The sequence below is a fragment of the Catenuloplanes atrovinosus genome (assembly GCF_031458235.1).
In the GTDB taxonomy this organism is placed as follows: Bacteria; Actinomycetota; Actinomycetes; order Mycobacteriales; family Micromonosporaceae; genus Catenuloplanes; species Catenuloplanes atrovinosus.
In genome coordinates this window covers 4,112,765-4,134,246 of record NZ_JAVDYB010000001.1, presented here as the reverse complement: position 1 = coordinate 4,134,246, position 21,482 = coordinate 4,112,765, and the positions used below count along the sequence as shown (strand labels likewise).

General features: G+C 74.5%; 19 protein-coding genes. 8 read left to right on the top strand and 11 right to left on the bottom strand.

The features are described from left to right. Positions 1 to 117 precede the first annotated feature (117 nt). Together J2S41_RS18575 and J2S41_RS18570 are read right to left on the bottom strand one after the other, a co-directional pair. Positions 118 to 1,131 (bottom strand): zinc-dependent alcohol dehydrogenase, encoded by a 1,014-nt coding sequence (locus J2S41_RS18575; protein ID WP_310369146.1) that lies wholly within the window; start codon positions 1,129 to 1,131, stop codon positions 118 to 120. Beyond that, positions 1,131 to 1,994, bottom strand: a complete 864-nt coding sequence (locus J2S41_RS18570) for an SMP-30/gluconolactonase/LRE family protein (protein ID WP_310369145.1) — start codon at positions 1,992 to 1,994, stop codon at positions 1,131 to 1,133. The genes J2S41_RS18575 and J2S41_RS18570 overlap by 1 nt, the downstream gene beginning before the upstream one ends. Positions 1,995 to 2,060: 66 nt before the next feature. Here J2S41_RS18570 and J2S41_RS18565 point away from each other — a divergent pair, with 66 nt between their 5' ends. Beyond that, entirely contained in the window at positions 2,061 to 3,776 is a 1,716-nt protein-coding gene (locus tag J2S41_RS18565; RefSeq protein ID WP_310369144.1) for a dihydroxy-acid dehydratase, read from the top strand. 55 nt (positions 3,777 to 3,831) lie between these two features. Further along, entirely contained in the window at positions 3,832 to 4,515 is a 684-nt protein-coding gene (locus J2S41_RS18560) for an SDR family NAD(P)-dependent oxidoreductase (protein WP_310369143.1), read from the top strand. A gap of 122 nt (positions 4,516 to 4,637) precedes the next feature. On the opposite strand, the gene J2S41_RS18555 is transcribed toward J2S41_RS18560, so the two are convergent. Next, entirely contained in the window at positions 4,638 to 4,877 is a 240-nt protein-coding gene (locus J2S41_RS18555; RefSeq protein ID WP_310369142.1) for a hexameric tyrosine-coordinated heme protein, read from the bottom strand. 31 nt (positions 4,878 to 4,908) lie between these two features. Beyond that, positions 4,909 to 5,736 carry a hypothetical protein gene (locus J2S41_RS18550; RefSeq protein WP_310369141.1) on the bottom strand — a complete coding sequence of 276 codons (828 nt, stop codon included), beginning with the start codon at positions 5,734 to 5,736 and terminating at the stop codon, positions 4,909 to 4,911. Positions 5,737 to 5,902: 166 nt separating this feature from the next. On the opposite strand from J2S41_RS18550, the gene J2S41_RS18545 reads away from it, so the two are divergent. Continuing rightward, entirely contained in the window at positions 5,903 to 6,817 is a 915-nt protein-coding gene (locus J2S41_RS18545) for a PQQ-dependent sugar dehydrogenase family protein (protein ID WP_310369140.1), read from the top strand. Positions 6,818 to 6,853: 36 nt separating this feature from the next. Here J2S41_RS18545 and J2S41_RS18540 read toward each other — a convergent pair whose 3' ends face one another. Beyond that, positions 6,854 to 8,083 (bottom strand): FAD-dependent monooxygenase, encoded by a 1,230-nt coding sequence (locus tag J2S41_RS18540; protein ID WP_310369139.1) that lies wholly within the window; start codon positions 8,081 to 8,083, stop codon positions 6,854 to 6,856. A gap of 41 nt (positions 8,084 to 8,124) precedes the next feature. Here J2S41_RS18540 and J2S41_RS18535 point away from each other — a divergent pair, with 41 nt between their 5' ends. Beyond that, the gene (locus tag J2S41_RS18535) at positions 8,125 to 8,694 is read left to right on the top strand and encodes a TetR/AcrR family transcriptional regulator C-terminal domain-containing protein (RefSeq protein WP_310369138.1); all 570 of its coding nucleotides are present in this window, start codon (positions 8,125 to 8,127) and stop codon (positions 8,692 to 8,694) included. Positions 8,695 to 8,902: 208 nt separating this feature from the next. Beyond that, positions 8,903 to 11,941, top strand: coding sequence for a hybrid sensor histidine kinase/response regulator (locus J2S41_RS18530; RefSeq protein WP_310369137.1), 3,039 nt, complete (start codon positions 8,903 to 8,905; stop codon positions 11,939 to 11,941). Between the two features lie 24 nt (positions 11,942 to 11,965). On the opposite strand, the gene J2S41_RS18525 is transcribed toward J2S41_RS18530, so the two are convergent. Next, a complete protein-coding gene (locus tag J2S41_RS18525) occupies positions 11,966 to 12,529 on the bottom strand; it encodes a sigma-70 family RNA polymerase sigma factor (RefSeq protein ID WP_310369136.1) in 564 nt (187 codons plus the stop codon). Between the two features lie 113 nt (positions 12,530 to 12,642). Here J2S41_RS18525 and J2S41_RS18520 point away from each other — a divergent pair, with 113 nt between their 5' ends. Then, the gene (locus J2S41_RS18520; protein WP_310369135.1) at positions 12,643 to 14,034 is read left to right on the top strand and encodes a diguanylate cyclase domain-containing protein; all 1,392 of its coding nucleotides are present in this window, start codon (positions 12,643 to 12,645) and stop codon (positions 14,032 to 14,034) included. A 3-nt stretch (positions 14,035 to 14,037) separates the two neighbouring features. On the opposite strand, the gene J2S41_RS18515 is transcribed toward J2S41_RS18520, so the two are convergent. From J2S41_RS18515 to J2S41_RS18495, 5 genes are all read right to left on the bottom strand, one after another. Continuing rightward, complete coding sequence (locus tag J2S41_RS18515) at positions 14,038 to 14,640, bottom strand: MarR family winged helix-turn-helix transcriptional regulator (RefSeq protein WP_310369134.1); 603 nt, start codon at positions 14,638 to 14,640, stop codon at positions 14,038 to 14,040. A 21-nt stretch (positions 14,641 to 14,661) separates the two neighbouring features. Further along, complete coding sequence (locus tag J2S41_RS18510; protein ID WP_310369133.1) at positions 14,662 to 15,714, bottom strand: peptidoglycan recognition protein family protein; 1,053 nt, start codon at positions 15,712 to 15,714, stop codon at positions 14,662 to 14,664. 58 nt (positions 15,715 to 15,772) lie between these two features. Beyond that, on the bottom strand, positions 15,773 to 16,741 hold the full coding sequence (locus tag J2S41_RS18505; RefSeq protein WP_310369132.1) for a penicillin-insensitive murein endopeptidase: 969 nt from the start codon (positions 16,739 to 16,741) through the stop codon (positions 15,773 to 15,775). A gap of 76 nt (positions 16,742 to 16,817) precedes the next feature. Further along, complete coding sequence (locus tag J2S41_RS18500) at positions 16,818 to 17,489, bottom strand: D-Ala-D-Ala carboxypeptidase family metallohydrolase (protein WP_310376414.1); 672 nt, start codon at positions 17,487 to 17,489, stop codon at positions 16,818 to 16,820. Between the two features lie 346 nt (positions 17,490 to 17,835). Beyond that, positions 17,836 to 18,795, bottom strand: coding sequence for an ISAzo13-like element transposase-related protein (locus tag J2S41_RS18495; RefSeq protein WP_310369131.1), 960 nt, complete (start codon positions 18,793 to 18,795; stop codon positions 17,836 to 17,838). Positions 18,796 to 18,917: 122 nt separating this feature from the next. Between J2S41_RS18495 and J2S41_RS18490 the strand changes: the two genes are divergently transcribed. Then, on the top strand, positions 18,918 to 20,066 hold the full coding sequence (locus J2S41_RS18490) for a helix-turn-helix domain-containing protein (protein ID WP_310369130.1): 1,149 nt from the start codon (positions 18,918 to 18,920) through the stop codon (positions 20,064 to 20,066). A 385-nt stretch (positions 20,067 to 20,451) separates the two neighbouring features. Then, on the top strand, positions 20,452 to 21,435 hold the full coding sequence (locus tag J2S41_RS18485; protein WP_310369129.1) for a peptidoglycan-binding domain-containing protein: 984 nt from the start codon (positions 20,452 to 20,454) through the stop codon (positions 21,433 to 21,435). The last annotated feature ends 47 nt before the right edge of the window (positions 21,436 to 21,482 follow it).

The following is a 21,482-nucleotide window of genomic DNA, read 5'->3' as shown; positions in this document are numbered from 1 at the left end:
GCAGCCTGCCGCCGCCCGGCCGCCGGCGGCAGGGCCTTTCGGCCCGGTTCGCCGCTCCGGCGCGCCGCGCCGCCTGCCCGGTCGGGGTGGCACGCGCCCGCCGACCGGCCGTAGCCCTCAGGCCCGAGGATCGACCAGGATCTTCGGGCCCGGGCCGGCGCCGGCGGGGCGGCGGCCGGCGAGGACCTCGGCGAGGGCGTCGAGGCCGATCGTGGTGGCGATCAGCGGGCGCGGGTCGACGGAGCCGTCCGCGTACGCCGCGACGGTGCCGGCCAGGCCGGCGGAGGCGCCGAGGACGCCGACCGCGGTGACGTCCTTGAGCGCGATCGCGCGGGTGTCCACCGTGCTCGGCGAGCCCGCGAGTCCGATGTAGACGACGCGGCGGCCCGGCTCGACCAGCTCCAGTGCGAGCGCGGGCAGCCGCGGTGCGTTGGACGCGTCCACCACCGCGTCCCAGGCCAGGGCGGGCAGCGTGGCGCGCGTCCAGGCGTCGGCGAAGCCCAGCGAGCGCGGCAGCGCCAGGCCGTCCTCGCGATGCCCCATCAGGTGCACCTCGGCGCCGCGCGCCCGGGCGAACATCGCGACGAGCAGCCCGATGGTGGCGGTGCCCAGGACCAGGAGCCGTTCCCCGGGTACGACCCCGGCCGCCGCCACGCCGCGCAGCGCGTTGCCGCCCGGCTCGACCAGCGCGCCCACGCTCGCGTCCAGCGCGCCGGGCAGCGCCCGCAGGTACGCCGCCGGGTAGGCCAGCCGTTCCGCGAGCGCGCCCGGCAGGCCGTCGGAGATGCCGAGTTCGCGCAGCCGGCCGCAGACGTGATGACGGCCGGCGAGGCAGCGCCGGCACCGCCCGCAGCCGATCATCGTGTCGCCGGTGACGCGCCGCCCGACCCACGACCGGTCCACGCCCGGCCCGGCCGCCGTGACCGTGCCGGCCCACTCGTGCCCGGGACGCAGCGGGTAGGTGGTGCGGCCGGTGTGCAGATAGCTCATCTCGCCGGTGAACAGCTCCACGTCGGTGCCGCAGACGCCGACGCGCTCCACGTCCACCACGACCTCGCCGGCGCCGGCCTCCGGCTCGGGCACCCGCCGCACCTCGGCCGTACCCGGGCCGGTGAACACCAGCGCGCGCATCACCGGCCGGGCGCCCAGTACGGGACCGGCAATCCCGTGGTGTCCACCCGGGCGGTGAACAGCCGCCCCGCGCCGTCGGGCTCGGCCGGGCCGTCGACGGCGGTGGTGATGACCAGCACGTCCAGGTCCGGCCCGGCGAAGGCGGCGCTCGTGGTGTGCGGCGCGCCGACGGTGACGGTGGCCAGCAGCCGGCCGTCCGGGGTCCGGCGCTCCACCCGGCCGCCGCCCCAGACCGCGATCCACAGGTTGCCCTCCACGTCCGCGCACATGCCGTCCGGCGAGCCGTCCGTGACGCGAAACGCCTCCCGCCGCTCGCCGGTCGCGCCGGTGACGGCGTCGTAGTCGCGGGCCCAGATCGTGCCGGGGACGGTGTCGATGCTGTACATCCGGTCGCCGGCCGGGCTCCAGGCCAGCCCGTTGGAGAGCCGGAGGTCGGCGTCGAGCGTGGTGAGGCCGCCGGGGTCGAGGCGCACCAGCACCTCCCGGCCCGGGCCGAGGCTGCCGACCAGGAACCGCCCGGCCGGATCGACCGCGCCGTCGTTGAGCCGGCTCGGCGTGCCGCGCGGGAGCACCCGGGCCAGCTCGGTGCGGGTGCCGTCCGGCGCCACGCGGGTCAGCGTCTCCCGCTCGGCCACGATCAGCTCGCCGGACGCGGCCACCGCGACCGCGCCGACCTCGGCCGCGAACCGCCGGATGCCGGTCTCGGTGATCAGCCCGCCGGCCACGTCCAGCGTGCCCTCGTGCACGGCGTGCCCGTCGATGTCCACCCAGAGCAGCCGTTGCCGGCCGGGGTCCCAGACGGGGCCCTCGCCGAGTTGGAAGACGCCGGTGCCGGCGGGCCGGGCGGTGTAGGCCGGGATCACGTGTGCTCCGTAGGGTCGGTGAAGCGTTACGATCTCATCGAGTGTCCTTGATCTCAAGGGGTCTTCATGCAGGCACGGCGAAGCGCGCAGTGGTACGCCGGAGACGGCCGCAACAGCTACATCCACCGGGCCTGGATGCGCCGCGGCCTGCCCGCCGACGCGTTCGGTGGCCGCCCGCACATCGCGATCGCGGACACCGCGTCCGACCTCACGCCGTGCAACGCGCACCTGACCGAGGTGGCCCGCAGCGTCGCCGACGGCATTCACCGCGCGGGCGGCGTCGCGCTGCACCTGCCGGTGATGTCGCTCGGCGAGACGCAGGTGCGCCCCACCGCCATGCTGTGGCGCAACCTGGCCGCGATGTCCATCGAGGAGATGTTGCGCGCCAACCCGATCGACGCGGTGGTGCTGCTCGGCGGCTGCGACAAGACGATCCCCGCGCTGCTGATGGGCGCCGCGTCGGTCGACCTGCCCGCGGTGGTGGTGCCCGGCGGCCCGATGCTGACCGGCACGTTCCGCGGCGTCCCGCTCGGCTGCGGCACCGACGTGTGGAAGCTCAGCGAGGAGGTGCGGGCGGGCACGCTGTCGGCCGCCGAGTTCCAGCGCTCCGAGTCGTCGATGATCAGGAGCAAGGGCCATTGCAACACCATGGGTACGGCGTCGACCATGGGCCTGCTCGCGGAGGTGCTCGGCATGACGCTCCCGGGCGTGGCCGGCACGCCCGCGCCGGACAGCCGGCTGCTGGAGGCCGCGCACGCCACCGGGGAACTCGCGGTCGAGCTGGCCGACACCGGCCGCCGGCCCAGCACCGTGCTGAGCCGCGGCTCGTTCCTCAACGCGATCGTGGCGCTGGCCGCGCTCGGCGGCTCCACCAACGCGGTGGTGCACCTGCTGGCGATCGCGGGCCGGGCCGGCGTGGCGCTGACCCAGGACGACTTCGACCGTACCGGCGCGGGCGTGCCGTTGCTGGTCGACCTGCAACCGGCGGGCCGGTTCCTGATGGACGACCTCCATCGCGCGGGCGGGCTGCACGCGGTGCTCGCCGAGGTCCGGGACCTGCTCGACCCGGCCGCGCTCACGGTGACCGGCCGTCCGCTGGTCGACCACCTCGGCGACGCGCGCGTCTACGACCGCGAGGTGATCCGGCCGCGCGAGCGGCCGCTGCGGCCGCACGCGGGCATCGCGGTGCTGCGCGGCAACCTGGCGCCGGGCGGCGCGGTGATCAAACCGGCGGCTGCGTCGCCGCACCTGCTGCGCCACCGCGGCCCGGCCGTCGTCTTCGACTCCATCGAGGACCTGCACGCCCGTCTCGACGACCCGGACCTGGACGTGACCGCGGACTCCGTGCTGGTGCTGCGCGGCTGCGGGCCCAAGGGCTACCCGGGCATGCCGGAGGTGTCGAACATGCCGCTGCCGGCCAAGCTGCTCGCGCAGGGTGTGCGCGACATGGTGCGCGTCTGCGACGGGCGGATGAGCGGCACCGCGTACGGCACCGTGGTCTTGCACGTCACCCCGGAGGCCGCGGCCGGTGGGCCGCTCGGCAAGGTCCGTACCGGCGACATGATCATCCTCGATGTGCAGAACCGGCGGCTGGACGTGGACATCCCGGACATCGAGCTGGCCGTCCGCGACCCCGCGCCGGAGATGGTGAAGGCGTTCGCGGCGCCGGTCCGCGGCTGGGAGCGCCTCTACGTCGACACGGTCGGGCAGGCCGACACCGGCGCCGACTGCGACTTCCTGCTCGGCGGCAGCGGCGACCAGGTCTCCCGCGAATCCCACTGAGGATCATCCAGCGCGAGCCGGCCGAGGCCCGCACCGAACGCGAAGGGCGGTCCCGATGAGCGGCACCCGTACCGCCGTGATCACCGGCGGATGCAGCGGTCTCGGCGCCGCGGCCGCGGTCCGGCTGGCCGCGGACGGCGTCCGGGTCGTCACGCTGGACCTGGCCGGGAGCGCGGACATCCGGCTCGACGTCAGCGACACCGGCGCGGTGCACGCCGCCGCGGACCGGATCGGCGCGGTCGACATCCTGGTCAACTCCGCCGGCATCGTCGGGCCGAACGCGCCGCTGTGGGAGATCGACCGGGACGGCTGGGACCGCACGTTCGCGGTCAACGTGCACGGCACGTTCAACACCTGCCACGCGTTCGTGCCGGGCATGCGGGACCGCGGCTGGGGGCGCGTCGTGAACCTCGCCAGCATGGCCGGCAAGGACGGCAACCCGAACATGTCGCCGTACTCCGCGTCCAAGGCCGCGGTCATCGCGCTCACCAAGTCGCTCGGCAAGGAGCTGGCCACCAGCGGCGTGCTGGTCAACGCGATCGCCCCGGCCGTGATCGAGACGCCGATGAACGCGCACACCGCGCCGGACGCGCTCGCGCACATCACCGGCCTGATCCCGATGCGCCGGGTCGGCCGCCCGGAGGAGGTGGCCGAGCTGATCGCGTGGCTCGCCTCCGACCGGGTCAGCTTCTCCACCGGCGCGGTCTACGACATCAGCGGCGGCCGGGCGACGTACTGAACCGGCGGCACGGCGCGCCGGCCGGCGGCGCTCCGCGGCGGTGCCGCGCGCCCGGCCGTCCCGGCCGCGGCCCGAACCGCGTGCGGCGGCCCGGGCGTCCGGGCCGCCGCACGGTGCGGGGTTCAAGCGGTCGCCGGGCGCCAGTAGCCGTTGGCCGCGGCCACGGTCTGGAAGTTGGCGGCCACCACGTGCGAGATGGCGACCAGGGCGGTGGGGTCCTCGGCGTAGACCGGGCGCAGGCGGGCCCGTACCTCGTCGTCGGGCTGGGTCTTCTTGACGGCCATCCGGGAGAGCTTGATCGCGAGGTCGAAGCCCTCCTCCGGGGTCGCGGTGATCAGGGACGGAAGCCAGCTGGCGGTCATGTCGCACTCCAGGTCGGGGGAGGTGGCGGGGTCACTTGCGGAAACGGCCGGGCAGGGACAGGTCGCCGGAGGCCACGTCGAAGACGTTCTCCACGCGCAGCAGCGGGTCGTGCAGGTCGGCGTGGACCTTGAGCGCCGCGGTGACGCCGTCGTAGGAGAACCACTCCGGGAAGCCCAGCGCCCGCATCGGTACGGCGATCCGGACGGTCTGCCCGGTGAGCGTGGTCGGGTAGGACGGGCTGTCGATGTAGATCGGCGCGCCCGGCCAGGTCGCCGGCAGCGCGGGCGTCTCACCGGGCAGGATGTCGCGGACCTTCAGCGCGCCGTCCGGCCGGGTGGTGTCCGGCACCAGCACGACCCAGTGCGCGTGCCAGAGGCCGCCGTCGTCGTCCTTGCGGCCGTTGCCGTTCTCGTCGACCAGCGGCGTGTCGTCGAAGTCCGGGTGGCTGGTGGCGGCCAGCGCGAGCGTGCCGCTGTCCTCGGTGAACCCGACCGTGGACGCGTCGAGCGAGACCGGCCAGACGTAGCTGAGCACGGAGCTGCCGCCGAACTCGCCGACCGGTGTGGGCGTGATCGCGCCGGCCCGGCCGCGGACCTGCTCGGTGAAGACCACGGTGTCGCCCTGGCGGCGGACTGACGTCTTGACCAGGTCGAACGGCGCGAGTTCGGCGTCGCCGGGCGCGGACGTGATGCCGGGCCCGTGGTGGTGATCGGGCGCGACCGCGGCCACCGGCTCGGTGGCCGGCCCGCCGTCGTGGTCCGTGACGGTCGTGCCGATGGCCACGGCGGCCGCGGCCGCCACGACGGCGCCGGTGACGGCGGGGACCACGACCCGGCGGGAGAGAGCGGAGCGAGTCATCTCGGGTGCCTCCTTCGGAACTTTTGGCACTGCCAACTATTGACCGGCCGCGGCTCCGGGGCAAGGTGGGCATCCCCACACGCGCCGCGGGAATGCGCGAACCCTCCCGCAGCGCGAAGTCGTTCACTATCGTCGATGCGTCGGCTTCTCGGCGAGAGGTGGAGCCATGCGCATCTCCTTCCCGGGCGCCGCGGCGCTGTCCCTCGGGCTGCTGCTGGCCCTCGGCGCACCGCAGGCGGGCGGCGCCGCCGCGCCCGGCCACGGCGGCGCCCTGTCGCCGGTGGCGCTGACCGTGGCCGGCGGCGTCGACCCCGGCGCCGCCGCCGGCCGGTCGCTGAACCTGCGCAGGGGCTGGACCGCCGAGGTCTGGGCGAACGTCCCGGGCGCGCGCCGCCCGGCCTGGACGCCGGACGGCCGCCTGCTGGTCTCCACCGGTGCCGGGCGGTCGCTCGTGCTGCTCACCCCGGCGGCCGGCGGGCGGGGCCCCACGGTGACCACGCTGGCCGGCGGGCTGAACCACCCGCAGGGCATCGCGGTCGCGACCCGGCACGGCCGCCACATCCTCGTGCTCGGCGACCGGAGCCGGATCGTCGCGTGGGACTACGCCGGCGGCGCCGTGTCGAACCAGCGGGTGATCCTGGACGGCCTGCCCACCGGCGGACACGACCGGATCACCCCAGTGGTCCGCGGCGACACGGTCTTCTACAACCTCGGGTCGCGCACCAACGACGACCCGATCGACCGCACCGGTACGCCGGAGCGGGCCACGATCGCCCGGGCCGGGCTGGACGGCACCGGCAACCGGACCGTCGCCACCGGGGTGCGCAACGGCTCGGGCCTGGCCTTCGCGCCGGACGGCACGCTGTGGAGCGCGATCAACCAGGCCGACAACCAGCCGTACCCGTTCCGCGACGACACCGGGCAGTACGGACAACTGGTCCCGGCGTACATCAACGAGAACCCGGTCGACCAGGTCGCCCGGATCACGCCCGGCGCGGAGCTGGGCTGGCCCTACTGCGTGCCGGACACGACCGGGAGCGACGACCTCACCGATCTCGGCTACGTCCCGCAGCCGGGCTGATCTACCGCCTGACCCCGCCGCGCTGACCCGGGGCGGTCACCCGGCGGGGTGCCCGTCCGGGCGTACCGTGCCGACGTGCCCGCCGGCCCGCAGCCGGGTGAAGAGCGTGCCGCCGTCCGGCAGTGGCCGGTCGGGCGTCCGCGGCCCGGCCGGGTAGGTCACGGACAGCCCGGAGAGGCGTTCGGCCAGCGCGCGGGACAGGCCGGGCACGGTGGCGATCAGCCCGCTCAGCACCCGGCGCAGCGCCTGGCCGTCCGCGGAGTACGCGGTCATCAGCGCGGTCTGCGCGCGGGTGTGCTCCAGCAGTTCGGCGCCGACCGGGTGCCGCTCCGCGTGGTACGTGTCCAGCAGCGCGTCCGGCGCGCGCCCGCCGGCGACCGCGGCCAGCTTCCAGCCGAGGTTGTGCGCGTCCTGGATGCCGACGTTCATGCCGACGCCGCCGGCCGGGAAGTGCATGTGCGCGGCGTCCCCGGCCAGGAGCACGCGTCCCCTGCGATAGGCGTCGGCCTGCCGGGCGGCGTTGCCGAACCGGGACAGCCAGTCGGGATCGCGCATGCCGAAGTCGGTGCCCGCGACGCGCAGCACGGTCGCCCGCACCTCGTCCAGCGTGGGCGCGCGATCATCGGCCGGTCGCGCGTCCACGCCGACCAGGCGGTGCAGGCCGCCGGGCATCGGCACCACCATCAGGCCGCCGTGCGGGCCGCTGAGCGTGAGCACGCCACCGGCCGGCGGCGCGTCCAGCACCACGTCGGCGAGCCAGCCCCGGACGGTCGTGTCCGTGCCCGGGAAGCCGATGCCGGCCGCGTCGCGGATCGTGCTGCGCGTGCCGTCGCACCCGGCCACGTACCGCCCGGCGACCGTGGAGCCGTCGTCCAGGCGTACGCCGTCCGGCGCCAGGCCGGCGACCCGGACGCCGCGCCGGATCACCGCGCCGAGCGCGCGGGCGCGCTCCTCCAGCAGTTCCTCCGTGCGGGCCTGGGGCAGCACCAGCGTGTACGGGTACGGCGTGTCCAGCACGGAGAAGTCCAGCCGGTCCGGCAGCGAGGCGAAGTGCCCGTTCGGCACGCGCAGCCCCTCGGCCAGGAACCGGTCCACGACGCCGCGCGTATCGAAGATCTCCAGCGTGCGGGGGTGCACGGTGAGCGCCTTGGAGTGCCGGTCGCGCTCGGGCCGCGATTCCAGCACGGTGACCGAGGCGCCGCCGAGCCGCAACTCCCCGGCCAGCCACAGTCCGGTCGGCCCGGCACCCACCACGACGACGTCCATGTCTCCTCCTTGGTCAGTGACCAAGACAGTAGACTGGGTCGGTGACCAAGAGTCAAGCGGACGTGGTGCGCGCCGCGCTGGAGGTGCTGCGTGACGAGGGCGCCGCCGGCGTCTCGCTGCGCGCGATCGCGGCCCGGCTCGGCGTCCGGATGAACACGGTGGTCTGGCACGCGAAGAGCAAGGCCCGGCTGGAGGAGCTGATCGCCGACGCGATCGTGGCCGGCGTGCGCCTGGACGACCTGCCGGCCGGCGGCCGGGCCCGCGCCGTCGAGATCGCCCGCCGCTACCGCCACGCGCTGCTCGCCCACCGCGACGGCGCCGCGATCGTCGCGGGAACGTACGCGGCCGAGCCCGCCACGCTGGACGTGGCCGAGGCGCTGGCCGCCGCGCTGCTCGACGCCGGCCTGGACGAGCGCGAGGCGGTGTGGACGCTGTGGGCGATCGTCTACTTCGTGCTCGGCCTCGTGCAGGAGGAGCAGGCGCTGCCGGCCCGCGCCACCGGCGCGCTCGACCCCGGCGACCGGCCCGCCCTGCGCCGCCTGCTGCCCGCGCTCGCCGAGGAGTCCTTCGACGCGCGCTTCGAGCACGGTCTCGCCCTCCTCCTTCCGTGACGCCGGATTGACGGACTGACCAGGGGGTATGTTCCGGCGGGACGGCCGCTGGCCGCGCCCGGTGCACCGTGCCCTTCCGACGAATTCGGTACGCATTCGTACCGCCATGTGCTATGCGGTTTTTGTTTTCCGCCGCGAAAGCGATTTCGCCCGGCCTAACATGCGGATGGACTGTCTGATATCGCCATATCGGATGGGGGCACTGGCTATGGCGCTGGTAGCGGTTACCACGGTCTACGTGGTGATTCTCGGGTGGATGGCGTTCAGCTACCTGCGCCGACGCGACCCGTTGTTGCGCGACGCGATGTGGGTGTTCGCGTCCGTGTCGCTGTTGTTCGTCCTCGGCGTGATCCAGGTGTTCGCCGAGTCGGTGCCGCCGGTGGTGACGCGGGTGTTCCTCGCGCTGCTGTTCGCGAAACCGGTGATCACGCTGCGTCTCGTCGGCCGGTTGCGGCGGGTGCCGTGGTGGGCGCTGGCCGGCGCGACCGTCGCCTGGGCCGGCACCGCGCTGCCGGTTCTGCTCTCCCGGGACGTCCCGCTGCCGCGGCCGGTGATCGGCGCGGCCTCGGGCGTGTTCTTCGCGCTGGAGGTGCTCGCGGCGGGGCTGCTGGCGGCGCAGGCCGGGCGGCGCGCGGGCGCGGCCCGGATCCGGCTGAGGTACGCCGCGGCCGCCACCGCGCTGTTCGGGACGGCGGTGCTGGTGATGGCCGGCGGTCCGGCCGTGGCCGTGCACGCGCGCCTGCTCGCGCTGGTCTCCGGCCTGCTCTACCTGCTGGCCTTCGTGCCGCCGCGCTGGCTGCGCCGCTCCTGGTCGTCCGGCGCCGCCTACGCGATGAGCCGGCACATGCTGACCGCGCCGCCGGACGCGCCCGCGACCCGGACCTGGCAGCACTACTGCCGCTGCGCTCGCCAGGTGCTCGGCTGCGACCTGGTGGCGGTGGTGTTCCCCGGCGCGGGCGGGTGCGCGCGCGTGCTGACCGACGCGGAGGAGCCGCTGATCGACCGGGAGGTCGACGAGCGCGAGGTCCGTGACCTGCTGGCGCCGCCGCTCACCATCGACGCGCTGGCCGGCTGGACGCACCCGCCCGCGGTCGCGGTGGAGTTGGTCGCCGCGTCCGGCACCCGGTTCGTGACCGCGACGCCGTTCGACACCCGGCACGGCCGGGCCGCGCTGGTGATGCTCAACCGGTACCGGACGCTGTTCGCCGACGACGACGTGGCGCTGTACACCGAGTTGGCCGCGCACGCCGCCGCGCTGGCGGAGCGGGCCGCGATGCTGGCCGAGCGGGAGAGACTGGCCGGCATCGTGCAGTCCTCGCACGACGCGATCATCGGCAAGACGCTGGACGGCGTGATCACCAGCTGGAACGCGGGCGCGGAGCGGATCTACGGATACCGCGCCGAGGAGATCATCGGGCGGAACGCCGCCGTGCTGCTGCCGCCCGGCCGGCAGCAGCTCGAGCGGGACCTGCTGCGCCGGATCGCGGCCGGCGAGCGCATCGAGCTCGAACACCTCCAGCGACGGTGCAAGGACGGCCACGCCATCACGGTCTCGCTGACGTTGTCACCGATCCTCGATTCCTCGGGCCAGATCGCCGGCGTCGCGTCCATCTCTCGCGACATCACCGAGCGGCAGCGCGCCGAGTCGATGTTCCACGAACTGCTGGAGTCGGCGCCGGACGCCATGGTCGGTGTGCGGCGCGACGGCACCGTCACCCTGATCAACGCACAGGCGGAACGGATGTTCGGCTACGACCGGGAGGAGATGCTCGGCCGCAACATCGAGATGCTGGTCCCCGAGCGGTTCCGCGCCGCGCATCCCGGGCTGCGCGCCCGGTACTTCGCCGATCCCGTACCCCGCCGGCTCGGCGCGGGCACCGCGGTCACGGCCGTCCGCAAGGACGGCTCCGAGTTCCCCGTCGAGATCAGCCTCTCCGCGCTGGAGACGGGCGAGGGCACGGTCGTCTCCGCGGCCATCCGCGACGTCACCGACCGGCTCATCGCGCAGGCGGAACGCGACCGCCTGATCGCCCAGGCCGAGCGCGACGCGGGCGAGCGGCGCCTGCAGAACGCCCGGCGCCTGGAGAGCCTGGGGAAGCTGGCCGGCGGCGTCGCACACGACTTCAACAACATCCTGGCCGTGATCGGCAACTACACGGAGATGCTGATCGACACGTTCGAGGAGGCCACCGCGCTCGGCCCGGACGAGATCGCCGCCGCCCGGGCCGACCTCGGCCACATCCGCCGGGCCGCCGAGCGCGCCACCGGGCTGACCAAGCAACTGCTCGCGTTCGGCCGGCGGGACGTCACCCGGGCACAGGTGCTCAGCCTCAACCACGTCATCGGCGACGCCGAGGAGATGCTGCGCCGCGCGCTCGGCTCCGACGTCCACCTGATCACCCAGCTCGACCGGGACCTGTGGACCGTCCACGCCGACTCCGGCCGGCTCGAGCAGATGCTGGCGCACCTGTGCGACAACGCCCGCGACGCGATGCCGGCCGGCGGCACGCTCTTCATCGACACCAGCAACGTCGAGCTCGGGCCGGACGACGTCGCGGGGAACCACCTCAAGCCCGGCCGGTACGTACGGCTGCGGGTCAGCGACACCGGCTGCGGCATGCCGCGCGAGGTGGTGGAACGCGCGATGGAGCCGTTCTACACCACCAAGCCACGGGGTTCCGGCACCGGCCTCGGCCTGGCCACGGTCTACGGCATCGCCACCGCGGCCGGCGGCGACGTGCACCTCTACTCCGAGGTCGACATCGGCACCACGGTCACGATCCTGCTGCCGGCCGCGGACCAGCCCGCCGCGCCGGCGTCGACCGGCGGCACCGGGCGGCCGGCCGCGCCGGAGACGGGGGAGCGCGGGCACGAGACGATCCTCATGATCGAGGACGAGGACGCGCTGCGGCAGATCACCGGCCGCATCCTGACCAGGGCCGGCTACCAGGTGCTGTCCGCCGACGGCGGCGCCAAGGCCATCCACCTCGCCCAGACCCACCCGGAGCGGATCGACCTGCTGCTCACCGACGTGATCATGCCGGGCATGACCGGCAACGAGGCCGCGGCCCGGATCACCGAGATCCGTCCCGGCACGCCGGTGCTCTACATGTCCGGCTACGCCGAGCCGGTGCTCACCAGCAACGGCACGCTGCACGACGGCGTCGTGATGATCGAGAAGCCGTTCACCAGCCGCGAGCTGCTCCAGCGGGTACGCACGGTGCTGAACCAGCACGCCCCGCACTGAGCGCCGGCCGCCGGCGACGTGCGGTCAGCGGCGCGTGGTGCGCGCGACCGGGTCGGTGTGGAAGCCGCGGCGCACGAGCGCGTCGCGGAGCGCGCGCAGCGCGTAGAACCCGCGCGATCTGACCGTGCCGGCCGGCACGCCGAGCGCGGCGGCCACCTCCACCGCGGTACGCCCCCGGAGGTGCAGCTCGACCAGGATGGTGCGCTGCCGCGCGGAGAGCGTGCTCAGCGCGGCCAGCACCTCGCGCCGGTCGAGCAGCCGGTCGATCTCGTCGACCGGGTCGGCGTGCCGGTGGGCGAGGGCCGGATCGTCGAGGTACTCGACCGGCCGGGCCCGCGCGGCGCGGGCCTGGTCGATCACTATCCGCCGGGCCACGGTGAGCAGCCAGGGCCGGCTCCAGTGCCCGTCCGTGTCGCGCGCCTCCGGGTGGCGCCACGCGCGCAGCAGCGTCTCCTGCACGACGTCCTCGGCCCGGTGCACGTCGCCGTGGGCGAGCCGGGTCGCGAAGGCGAGCAGCGCCGGCCGGTGCACCTCCTGGAAGTGACGCAGCGGGTCCACGTCGGTCTCCTCTCCATCGATCCACACCATGCCCCAGGTTATATAGGAGTCCTAACTATGTTGCGATGATGAGGTGACCGTCACGGATCGCATCGCCCGCCGGGAGGGGTTCAGTCCGTGCTCCGCCTGCCGATGAAGACGACATGACGTCGTGGGCGAGCCGGCTCAGCATCGGGGTCGCCGTGCTGCTCAGCGCCGCGCTGGTGACCGGCGCCGGGCTCTACCTGGCCCGCACCACGTCCGGCGCGCGGGCCGGGGTGCTCGCCGACTTCGACGCGCGCGCCCGGGTCGCGGGCCAGCTCATCGGCGGCACGCTGGGCGCCAGCGACGCCAAGACCCGGGCCGTCGCGGTCACCCAGTTCTCCGGCACGCCCGCGCAGCTGCGCGCGCAGCTCGGCACGCCGGCACTGGACACCGCCTGGTACGCGGTGCTCGACGCGGACGGCGGCCTGCTGGTCGCCGACCCGGTCACCGCCACCGCGAGCGCCCGGGCCGCGCCGGTCGACAGCGGCTTCCGCATCGCGGCGAGCACCGGCCGGCTGGCGTTCGGTGACGTCCGGGACGGCGACGACGGCCCGGCCGTGCTCGCGTTCCAGCCGTTCGAGGCGCCGGACGGGGTACGCATGGTGGTGGTGCCGATCCCGGTGAGCGAGCTGTCCGTGATCGTCTCCGGCGCGCTGGGCGTCTCGGCCGCCACCTCCCACGTGATCGACGGCGCCGGCCGGGTCATCGTCTCGACCGACGGGACCGCGCCGGGCGTGCCGCTGCCGGACCAGGCGCTGGCCGGCGCGCTGCGCACCCACACCAGCGGGGTGACCGGCGACGACTACTTCTCCGCGCACGCCGTCGCGGGCAGCGACTGGCGGCTGGTGATGACCGCGCCGCAGGCGTCGCTGCTGGCACCGGTGGAGTCCACCGGGCGGGTCGCGTGGCAGCTGTTCGCCGCGTTCGCGGCCGCCATGCTGGCCATCGTGCTGATCGGGCTGTCCGCGCTGGCCCGCTCCGCCCGTCTCGCCCGGGCCCGGCTGCACGACGCGCTGACCGGGCTGCCGAACCGCGCGCTGATCCTGGAGCGGGTGGACGAGGCCGTCGCGGCCCGGCGCCGGACCCGGCCGGGCGGGTCCGAGGGCATGGTGGCCGTGCTCTTCCTCGACCTGGACGGCTTCAAGCCGGTCAACGACGCGTACGGCCACGCCGCCGGCGACGCGCTGCTGAAGCAGGTGGCGGCGCGCCTGACCGACACGATCCGGCCGGAGGACACTGCCGGGCGCTTCGGCGGCGACGAGTTCCTGGTGCTCTGCCGTGGCCTGCCGGACCGCGACGACGCCCGGGCCATCGCGGACCGCATCCGGCGCCGGATCAGCGAGCCGTACGACGTCGGCGGCCACACCGTGATCATCGGCGCCTCGATCGGCATCGCCGTGCTGGACGATGGCGCGCAGGAGCCGGACGCGCTGATCCACAGTGCCGACCTGGCGCTCTACCGCGCCAAGGAGGGCGGCCGGGGCCGGGTGGAGGTCTTCACCGGCGGCTGACCGTCAGACCGGCTGGTGCTCGGGGCAGTCGGTGCGCAGCTCGATCAGCGGCAGCGGCGCGCCCAGCAGCGCGCAGTGGTGCGGCGCGGCCGGGTCGTCGTGCACGTCCGGCCGGAAGAAGCGGCACGTGGTGCACATCCGGGCCGCGCTCATCACGCCGCGGCGCCGCAGGTCCGCGATCAGGCGCAGCAGGCTGTGCAGCGTGGTCGCGCGGTCCTCGGCGGGCAGCCTGGCCAGCGCGTCGCGCAGCGGCGCGTCCCAGTCGGTCAGCTCGCGCGCGACGGACACGCCCAGCGGGGTCAGCGTCAGCGAGCGGCGGCGGCCGTCCGCGGCCGGCGAGCGGGTGATCAGCTGCTTGCGCTCCAGCGCGGAGACGGCGTCGGACATGGTGGGCGTGGTGACGTCGAACTCCGCGGCCAGCGCGTTGACCTCGCGGCGCACGGTCGGGCGGCGGAACAGCGCCAGCACGGCCTGCTGCTGCAGCGGTGAGAGACCCCGGGTGCGCGCGCTCTGCTGCGCGAGCGCGCGCATCCCGGTGCCGAGCCGCTCGATCGCGTCCGCGAGCCGCCGGTCCAGGTCGATCGCGGTGTTCACCTCGGGCTCCACCCGCGCCATGGTACGGCCTGGTCAGGACACCAGCGCGCGCCACGTGTGCGGCCCGGCGACGCCGTCGGAGGCGAGGCCCCGATCGGTCTGGAACGCGCGGACCGCCGCCTCCGTGTTCGGGCCGAACCGGCCGTCGACCGACACGCCGTAGCCGCGCGCGGCGAGCTGGTCCTGCACCGCCTCCACGGCCGGGCCGGAGGCGCCGTTGCGGACCGTGACGATCAGGACGGGCCAGGTCGGCGGTCCCACCACGCCGTCGGCCGTCAGGCCCCGCGAGGTCTGGAACGCGCGGACCGCGGCGGCGGTGGCCGGGCCGAACGCGCCGTCGGCCGTGACCGTCGCGCCGTGCTGCCGGAGCAGGTGCTGGATGGTCCGCACGTGCTGACCGCGCGCGCCCTCGCCGAAGGTGGGCCACGGGTCGACCGCGACGCCGAGCCGGCCCGCCACGTCCGTGCGCAGCGTGGCCAGCCGGGCGTAGAGCACGTCGCCGGGGCAGGCGGTGGCCGCGAAGTCACGGTGGCCGTAGATCTCGCGCGGATTGAACCCCCACGCCCGGCAGATGTCCGTGCACAGCGCGACGAGCTGGTCGTACAGCGCCGCCGGTGGCACGGCGGTGGTGTAGGTGCCCTCGTTCTCGATGCCGACCGCCTCGTCGTTCTGCCCGGTGGTGTGCGCGCTGGCCACGTGGCCGCCGCCCGCCTGCAACACCTCCAGGCTGCGGTGCCGGCCCTCCAGCGTGAACCCGCCCCGGCTGATCGTGAAGTGCTGCCCGGTGTCGATGAACCCGCGGGACATGTGGTCGGCCTGGATGGACCGGGCGAGCGCCTCCGCGTGCGCGCGGCTGAGATCGGTGCTGTTCGCCGACGCCGTGTGGTGCACGATGATCTTGTTCGGCGGCGTGGCCAGCACCGTGATCGGCTCGCTCGGCGGCCGGGCGCCCCAGGTGGCGGTGGGGATGATGCGGCTGGTGGCGAGCGCGGGCCCGGCGCCGGACAGCGGCACCCCGACCGCGATGGCGGCGCCGCTCAGCCCCGCTCCGAACAGCGTGCGCCGGGACAGTGGACGTGCTGACATGCGGACCTCCCCCGTGCCGAGGGACCGGCCGCCCGACGGCGGCCGGCCCCGGAGGCACTCACAGGTAGTTGATGTGCAGGTGGTTGTCGTGGTTCGGGTAGTTCGTGGTCAGCCCCTCGCTGATGAGGGTGGGATCGTTGAAGAAGATGCTCTCCACCCGGCCGGTGGCCCGGATGCGCTGGACCAGGAGCCGGGTGGCCGCCCGGTCGTACGCGGACGACTGCCAGGTGATCCGGCCGGCCGTGCACTGCGCCGAGTCGGTGCGGATCGGCCACACGTCCACGTCCAGGCCGCCCTCGTGGGTGCTGTGGCCGGGGATGTCGCCGCCGTGCTCGAAGCTGATGTCGCCCAGCGGCAGCCGGCCGTTGCCGCTGCCGGCGAAGGACGCGGCCGCGGCCTCCAGCGAGCCGATGCTGGCGCCGGTGCCCCAGTTGGCGGCGCCGTTGCCGTCCGGGTCCTGGTCGCACATGTCGGTGAACGACGGGTACGCGTAGTGCCAGACCAGGTTCTGCCAGGTCGTCGGCCCGACGATGCCGTCGGCGGTGATCCCGGCGTGGTTCTGGAACGCGACCACCGCCGCGTGGGTGCCGGAGCCGAAGACGCCGTCGACGGCCAGCGACAGCCGCCGCTTCTTGTTCAGCAGCGCCTGCACCGCACGGACCGCCGCGCCGGAGTCGCCCTGACGGACGGTCACGATGAGCGCGCCCCAGGTCTGCGGCCCGACGATGCCGTCGTCTTCCAGGCCGCGGGAGTCCTGGAAGGCCACCACCGACGAGCGGGTGTTGGGGCCGAAGACGCCGTCGGCGGTGGTGGAATGCCCCCGGGCCTGCAGCAGGTACTGCACGGCCTGGGTGTCGACGCCTCGGTTGCCCTCGCGCTGGGTGTGGAAGAACGCACCCGGGAACGCGCTGGCCGGCTGCGCGGGACCGAGCACGGCGCCGCCGAGCGCGAGGACGAACGCGACGGCCGCCGCGACCGCGCGCGCCGGCGTGGACCGGGTGGTGCCGGGAGAGGAACGGATTGTCACGAGCGGGACCTCCTCAGTGGAGACCGAGGGCCGCGGTAGCGCCACGACCCCCGGGACGTGTGCGGAAGACCCGCGGTCAGAAGCAGTTCGGCGCGGACCAGGTGCGGCTCGGCTTGTCGGCCAGGTGGGTGTGGTCGCTGTGGCCGGCGGCGCCGGGGCCGATGATCTCGTTGAAGCCGGCGGTGCGGGCCTGCCGCGCGATGGCGCACAGGCTCGGCGTGCCGGTGAAGTCCAGCGCGTCACCGTAGGTGTGCCGGCTGCCGGCCGAGCCGCCCACCTGCTGGTTGCAGGCCACGCTGCGGAAGCCGGACGTGACGATCAGCGGGGCGTCGCCGAGCTGACGGCGCAGCGCCTCGGCCCGCCACATGGACCGGATCAGGTTCTGCCGCACCTGCGCGGCCGGCACCGCGCCGCCCTGCAGGCTGGCCTGACTGCCACAGGTCGACGACTGGGTGACCTCGGCGAACGTGAAGTGGATCGGGCTGCAGTCGTCGTCCTGGAGCGCGTAGATCTGGTTGAACGTCTGCGGGCCGGCGACGCCGTCCGAGGACAGGCCGTACGCGGTCTGGAACCGGCCCACCGCCGCGGCGGTGCGCGGTCCGTACTCACCGTCGATGGAGAGCACCTCGCCGGAGGCCGTCCAGCCGGCGACCCGGATCTGCAGCTGCCGGACGTCCTCTCCGGACATGCCGTCCCGGAGCGTGCGGTTCCAGGTGTAGCAGGCGTCGGCGGAGGCGGGGCCGGCCATCACGACGTTCAATGTGGCCGTTGCGGTAAGCGCCATTAACAGCGCCACGAACAGACGGAATACCTTGGGTATTGTCATCCGGATACTCCCCGTAACGATGGCCCGCCGGTACGGGCCGCGTGCCGTCCACCCTGTCGAGGGGACATAAAAACGTCAATGCGAGGAGCCGTTAATGACCTATTTTTCCGGACCGCGATTATTTCCTGAAGAGGCATTGCGTGGCCATTGCCGGGCATTTATGGTTCTGCGAGACAATTAATTGGTCAATCAGTGAGCCATTTCAACCTGGCCTGTGGCCGGGCGGCAGGGCGACGCCGGACGGTTCGGTGCGTCAGGTTGAAAAAGCTCAGTTCTCCGGGCCGTCGGGCCGGACCGCGTCCACCACCAGCAGGCCGCCCCGCGGGCCGAGTGCGACCCGTTCGGACACCCGGCGTTCGAGGCGGTTCCACCGGCTGATGCCGGGCGGCAGGTGGCCGACCGTGACCGCCGGCCCGCCGTCCGATGCGAGTGCGGCGCACCCGGCCCGCAGCCACGGGCTGCGGTCCTCGCCGGTGTCCGGGTCGTCGACCACCACCAGCAGCCGCCGGGCGCCGGGATGCTCGAGCGCACCCGTCGCGGACCACCACCGGCGCAGCGCCGCCACCGCGGCCACGGCCGTCTCCCGGTCGCCGCCGACCGGGACCCGGCACCGGCCGGAGCCGCCGTCCGGCGCGGTGTCCGCCCACGCGGTCAGGCAGACCACCGGATCGCCGGCGCCCAGGAAGTCCGCGGCCCGCTCGCCGAGCCGGCGGAACCGGCCCTCCCGGTCGCCGGCCGACCGGGGTCCGCGGCCACGGCGCGCCCCGGCCGGCCGGAACCCGTGGGCCCGCAGCAACCGGTGCACGGTCCAGGTCGACACCGGATGCCCGGCGGCGTGCAACGCGTCCGTCAGGCGGCGCACGGAGCTGGTCGTCCAGCGCAGCGGTGGCCGCCCGGCACCGGCCGCGCGCGGCTCGATCAGCCGCCACAGCGCCCGCTCCAGACCCTCGTCGGCCTCGGTGGCGGTACGCCGCCCGGCGCCCCGCGCGCGGACCCGGCCCGCCGGCCGGGACTCCTCGTCCAGCTCCGCCACGCCGCGGGCCACGGTCTTCCGGTTGACGCCCGCGGCGCGGGCCACCAGCGCGATCCCGCCCCGGCCCAGCAGCCGGGCCCGCGCGCCCAGCACCAGCCGTCGCTGCCGTTCGTCCAGTTCCCTGGACAGCTGCGCGGACAACTCCGCGGCCAGGCCGGTCAGCAGGTGTTCGGCGGTGGTCTCCGGCGTTCGCATCCCGTTCTCCCCGTCGTTCGTGGGCCGTTTCGCGATCCGCGAGTCGGCGCGCGGCGATTTGGCTGAAAGTGGTTGCTAATGCCAATAAAGGCCGGTCAGGCGCTTTGGTGTATGGTCGGGCCATGCCGGGGGAGGTCATTGACGAACATCTCGACCACACCGAACGGTTCGCTGCCTACCTGCGGATGTTGAAGAACCGCAGCGGCTTCGGATTCAGTCAATTGGGCAAGCTGGCCGGCGTCAGCAGTTCGAGCCTGCACCGGTACTGTTCGGGCGCCAGCGTCCCGCAGGACTACCGGATCGTCCTGTCGTTCGCCAAGTCCTGCGGCGCCTCCCCGGAGGAGATCCGCCACCTGCACCGGCTCTGGGCCGCGGCCGAGGCGGTCCGCCGCACCGAGCCGGTCACCCGCCCGCCGGCCCCGGTCCCCGCGGACGCTCCCGCGGAGGTGGAGGTGGGCGCGGAGCCCGAGCCGCCCGCCACCGAGGAGCCCGCCGCCGAGCAGCCCGCGGCCGAGCCGGTGATCGCGATGGAGCCGTCCGAGTCCGCGCCGCCGCGCCGTCCCCGCCGCCGTCTGATCGCGCTCGCCGCCGCCGTCTGCGTGGCCGTGGTCCTCGCCGCCGCCGCGGGGCTGTACGCGCTGCGTAACCCGCAGGACCCGCCGGCCACCGGCCCGGCCGACGACCGCATGCTCTTCTCCCGCGCGTGCGAGGACCCGGTCAGCATGGGCCAGAACGACGAGTGTGTCTTTGAGGTGCAGACGCTGCTGGCCCGGGCGGGCGGGAAGCTCGACGTCGACGGCGCGTTCGGCCCGGAGACGCTGCGCCGGGTCACCGCGTTCCAGGTGCTGGCCGGGTTGCCGCCCCGGGGGGTGGTCGACGACGCCACCAAGGCCGCGCTCTACGAGCAGCGGGTGAGCATGGCGACCTGGCCGCGCGAGCAGGTGGAGGCCCGGATCCGGCAGGTCTTCCCGGAGGACCCGGACCACGCGGTGGCGATCGCGCGCTGCCAGTCCCGGCTCGACCCGCTGCACATCACGCCGAACACCAACGGCTCGCGCAACTGGGGCGTCTTCCAGATCTCCGACAGCACGCTCAAGAAGCTCGAGGGTACGCCGGTGCAGGCGTTCGATCCGGAGTGGAACATCAACGCCGCGCGCCAGCTGTGGAGCGTCACGCGGGACTTCCGCTCGTGGCCCTTCTGCGAGGCCGCGCTGAACGCGACGCCGACCCCCACGCCACCGACGGCCGAGGCGACCGGGCCCGGGCGGTAGGCCGGCGCACACGCACGGTGGAACGGTCACGGGTCCTCCCCTCCGGCTGTCCGGTGCCGCCGCCCGGCTCGCCAGCCACCGTGCCAGCCGTCCGGGGTCCCGGTCCACGACCGTGATCGATCTGGGACGGCCGTTCGCGGTCACCCGCGCCGACGAGGTGCGCGGCGCGCGGCCCGGGACGCGCCTGGGATCCGCCGGGACGGCCGGGGTGCCGGGCGCGCGTCCCACGCCCGTCCCAGGAGCCTGAGGTCCGCGCACGTCCGTGCCGCGCGGGCGTCCCGCCGTCCCACAAACGCGCCGGGCCGTTGCCGGTCGCCCCGCGCGCCGCGCACAGTCCTTCGCGGGCCGTCTCCCGATCGAGGCCCGCACACCCCCGGAGAGATTGATGCGCCTCGCAGCCACCCTTCGCCGTTGCGCGGTCACGGCCGTCGCGGCGACCGCGGCCGTGCTGGTCGCGGCGAGCCCGGCCGCCGCCGTACCACCCGTCACACCGGTCTTCGGCACGACCATCGACGCGTACGCGGCCTACGACCCGCAGAACACCTGCGACCCGGTCGCCAAGCCGGGCGTGCTCGGCTTCCGCGAGCTGGCGCTGCGCACCTACCCGACGACCGGTGACTCCGGCATCGTCCGCTCCTGCGCCGACGGCGAGGTGACCGAGCACAAGGAGGGCCGCGCCTGGGACTGGACGATCAACGCGGCCAGCGGCGCGGACCACGCCCGGGCCGATGAGTTCCTGGCCTGGCTGCTCGCCACCGACGCGCACGGCAACCGGCACGCGAACGCCCGGCGGCTCGGCGTCATGTACATCATCTTCGACGGCCGGATCTGGGGCTCCTACCAGGCCGCGGACGGCTGGCGCACCTACACCGGCAGCAACCCGCACACCGATCACGTGCACTTCAGCTTCAGCCGGGCCGGCGCGTCGAAGCAGACGACCTGGTGGACCCAGGCCGATCAGCCGGCGCCCTGGCCGCGGACCGAGCGCGGCTCGACCGGTACGGACGTGCGGGTCCTGCAGCACCTGCTGAACGCGGCCGGGCAGAGCGTGACCGTGGACGGCGAATTCGGGCCGGCCACCGAGACCGCGGTCCGCGCGTTCCAGTCCGCCCGCGGCGCCACCCCGGACGGGATCGTCGGCATGGTCACCTGGTCCAAGCTGCTCCGCCAGGTGCAGCGCGGCGACCAGGGCAGCGCGGTCCGGGCCGCGCAGGTCGCGCTGAACGCCACCGGCGCGAACCTCACCGTCGACGGCGTCTTCGGAGCCGCCACCCAGGCCGCCGTCGCGTCGTTCCAGTCCACGCACGACCGCCCGGCGAACGGCGTGGTCGACCCGACCGTCTGGCAGCTCCTGATCGCCGGCACCTGACCCGCACGTATCCCACCCCACACCGCATGGCCCGGCGTATCCCCCCA

Bases quoted from the DNA above. Each gene is read 5' to 3' on its own strand.
- J2S41_RS18520 (WP_310369135.1), top strand. From the start codon at position 12,643: ATGACGTCGTGGGCGAGCCGGCTCAGCATCGGGGTCGCCGTGCTGCTC.
- J2S41_RS18545 (WP_310369140.1), top strand. From the start codon at position 5,903: ATGCGCATCTCCTTCCCGGGCGCCGCGGCGCTGTCCCTCGGGCTGCTG.
- J2S41_RS18560 (WP_310369143.1), top strand. From the start codon at position 3,832: ATGAGCGGCACCCGTACCGCCGTGATCACCGGCGGATGCAGCGGTCTC.
- J2S41_RS18485 (WP_310369129.1), top strand. From the start codon at position 20,452: ATGCGCCTCGCAGCCACCCTTCGCCGTTGCGCGGTCACGGCCGTCGCG.
- J2S41_RS18550 (WP_310369141.1), bottom strand. From the start codon at position 5,736: ATGACTCGCTCCGCTCTCTCCCGCCGGGTCGTGGTCCCCGCCGTCACC.
- J2S41_RS18525 (WP_310369136.1), bottom strand. From the start codon at position 12,529: ATGGTGTGGATCGATGGAGAGGAGACCGACGTGGACCCGCTGCGTCAC.
- J2S41_RS18575 (WP_310369146.1), bottom strand. From the start codon at position 1,131: ATGCGCGCGCTGGTGTTCACCGGCCCGGGTACGGCCGAGGTGCGGCGG.
- J2S41_RS18540 (WP_310369139.1), bottom strand. From the start codon at position 8,083: ATGGACGTCGTCGTGGTGGGTGCCGGGCCGACCGGACTGTGGCTGGCC.
- J2S41_RS18555 (WP_310369142.1), bottom strand. From the start codon at position 4,877: ATGACCGCCAGCTGGCTTCCGTCCCTGATCACCGCGACCCCGGAGGAG.
- J2S41_RS18510 (WP_310369133.1), bottom strand. From the start codon at position 15,714: ATGTCAGCACGTCCACTGTCCCGGCGCACGCTGTTCGGAGCGGGGCTG.
- J2S41_RS18500 (WP_310376414.1), bottom strand. From the start codon at position 17,489: ATGGCCGGCCCCGCCTCCGCCGACGCCTGCTACACCTGGAACCGCACG.
- J2S41_RS18565 (WP_310369144.1), top strand. From the start codon at position 2,061: ATGCAGGCACGGCGAAGCGCGCAGTGGTACGCCGGAGACGGCCGCAAC.
- J2S41_RS18530 (WP_310369137.1), top strand. From the start codon at position 8,903: ATGGCGCTGGTAGCGGTTACCACGGTCTACGTGGTGATTCTCGGGTGG.
- J2S41_RS18490 (WP_310369130.1), top strand. From the start codon at position 18,918: ATGCCGGGGGAGGTCATTGACGAACATCTCGACCACACCGAACGGTTC.
- J2S41_RS18495 (WP_310369131.1), bottom strand. From the start codon at position 18,795: ATGCGAACGCCGGAGACCACCGCCGAACACCTGCTGACCGGCCTGGCC.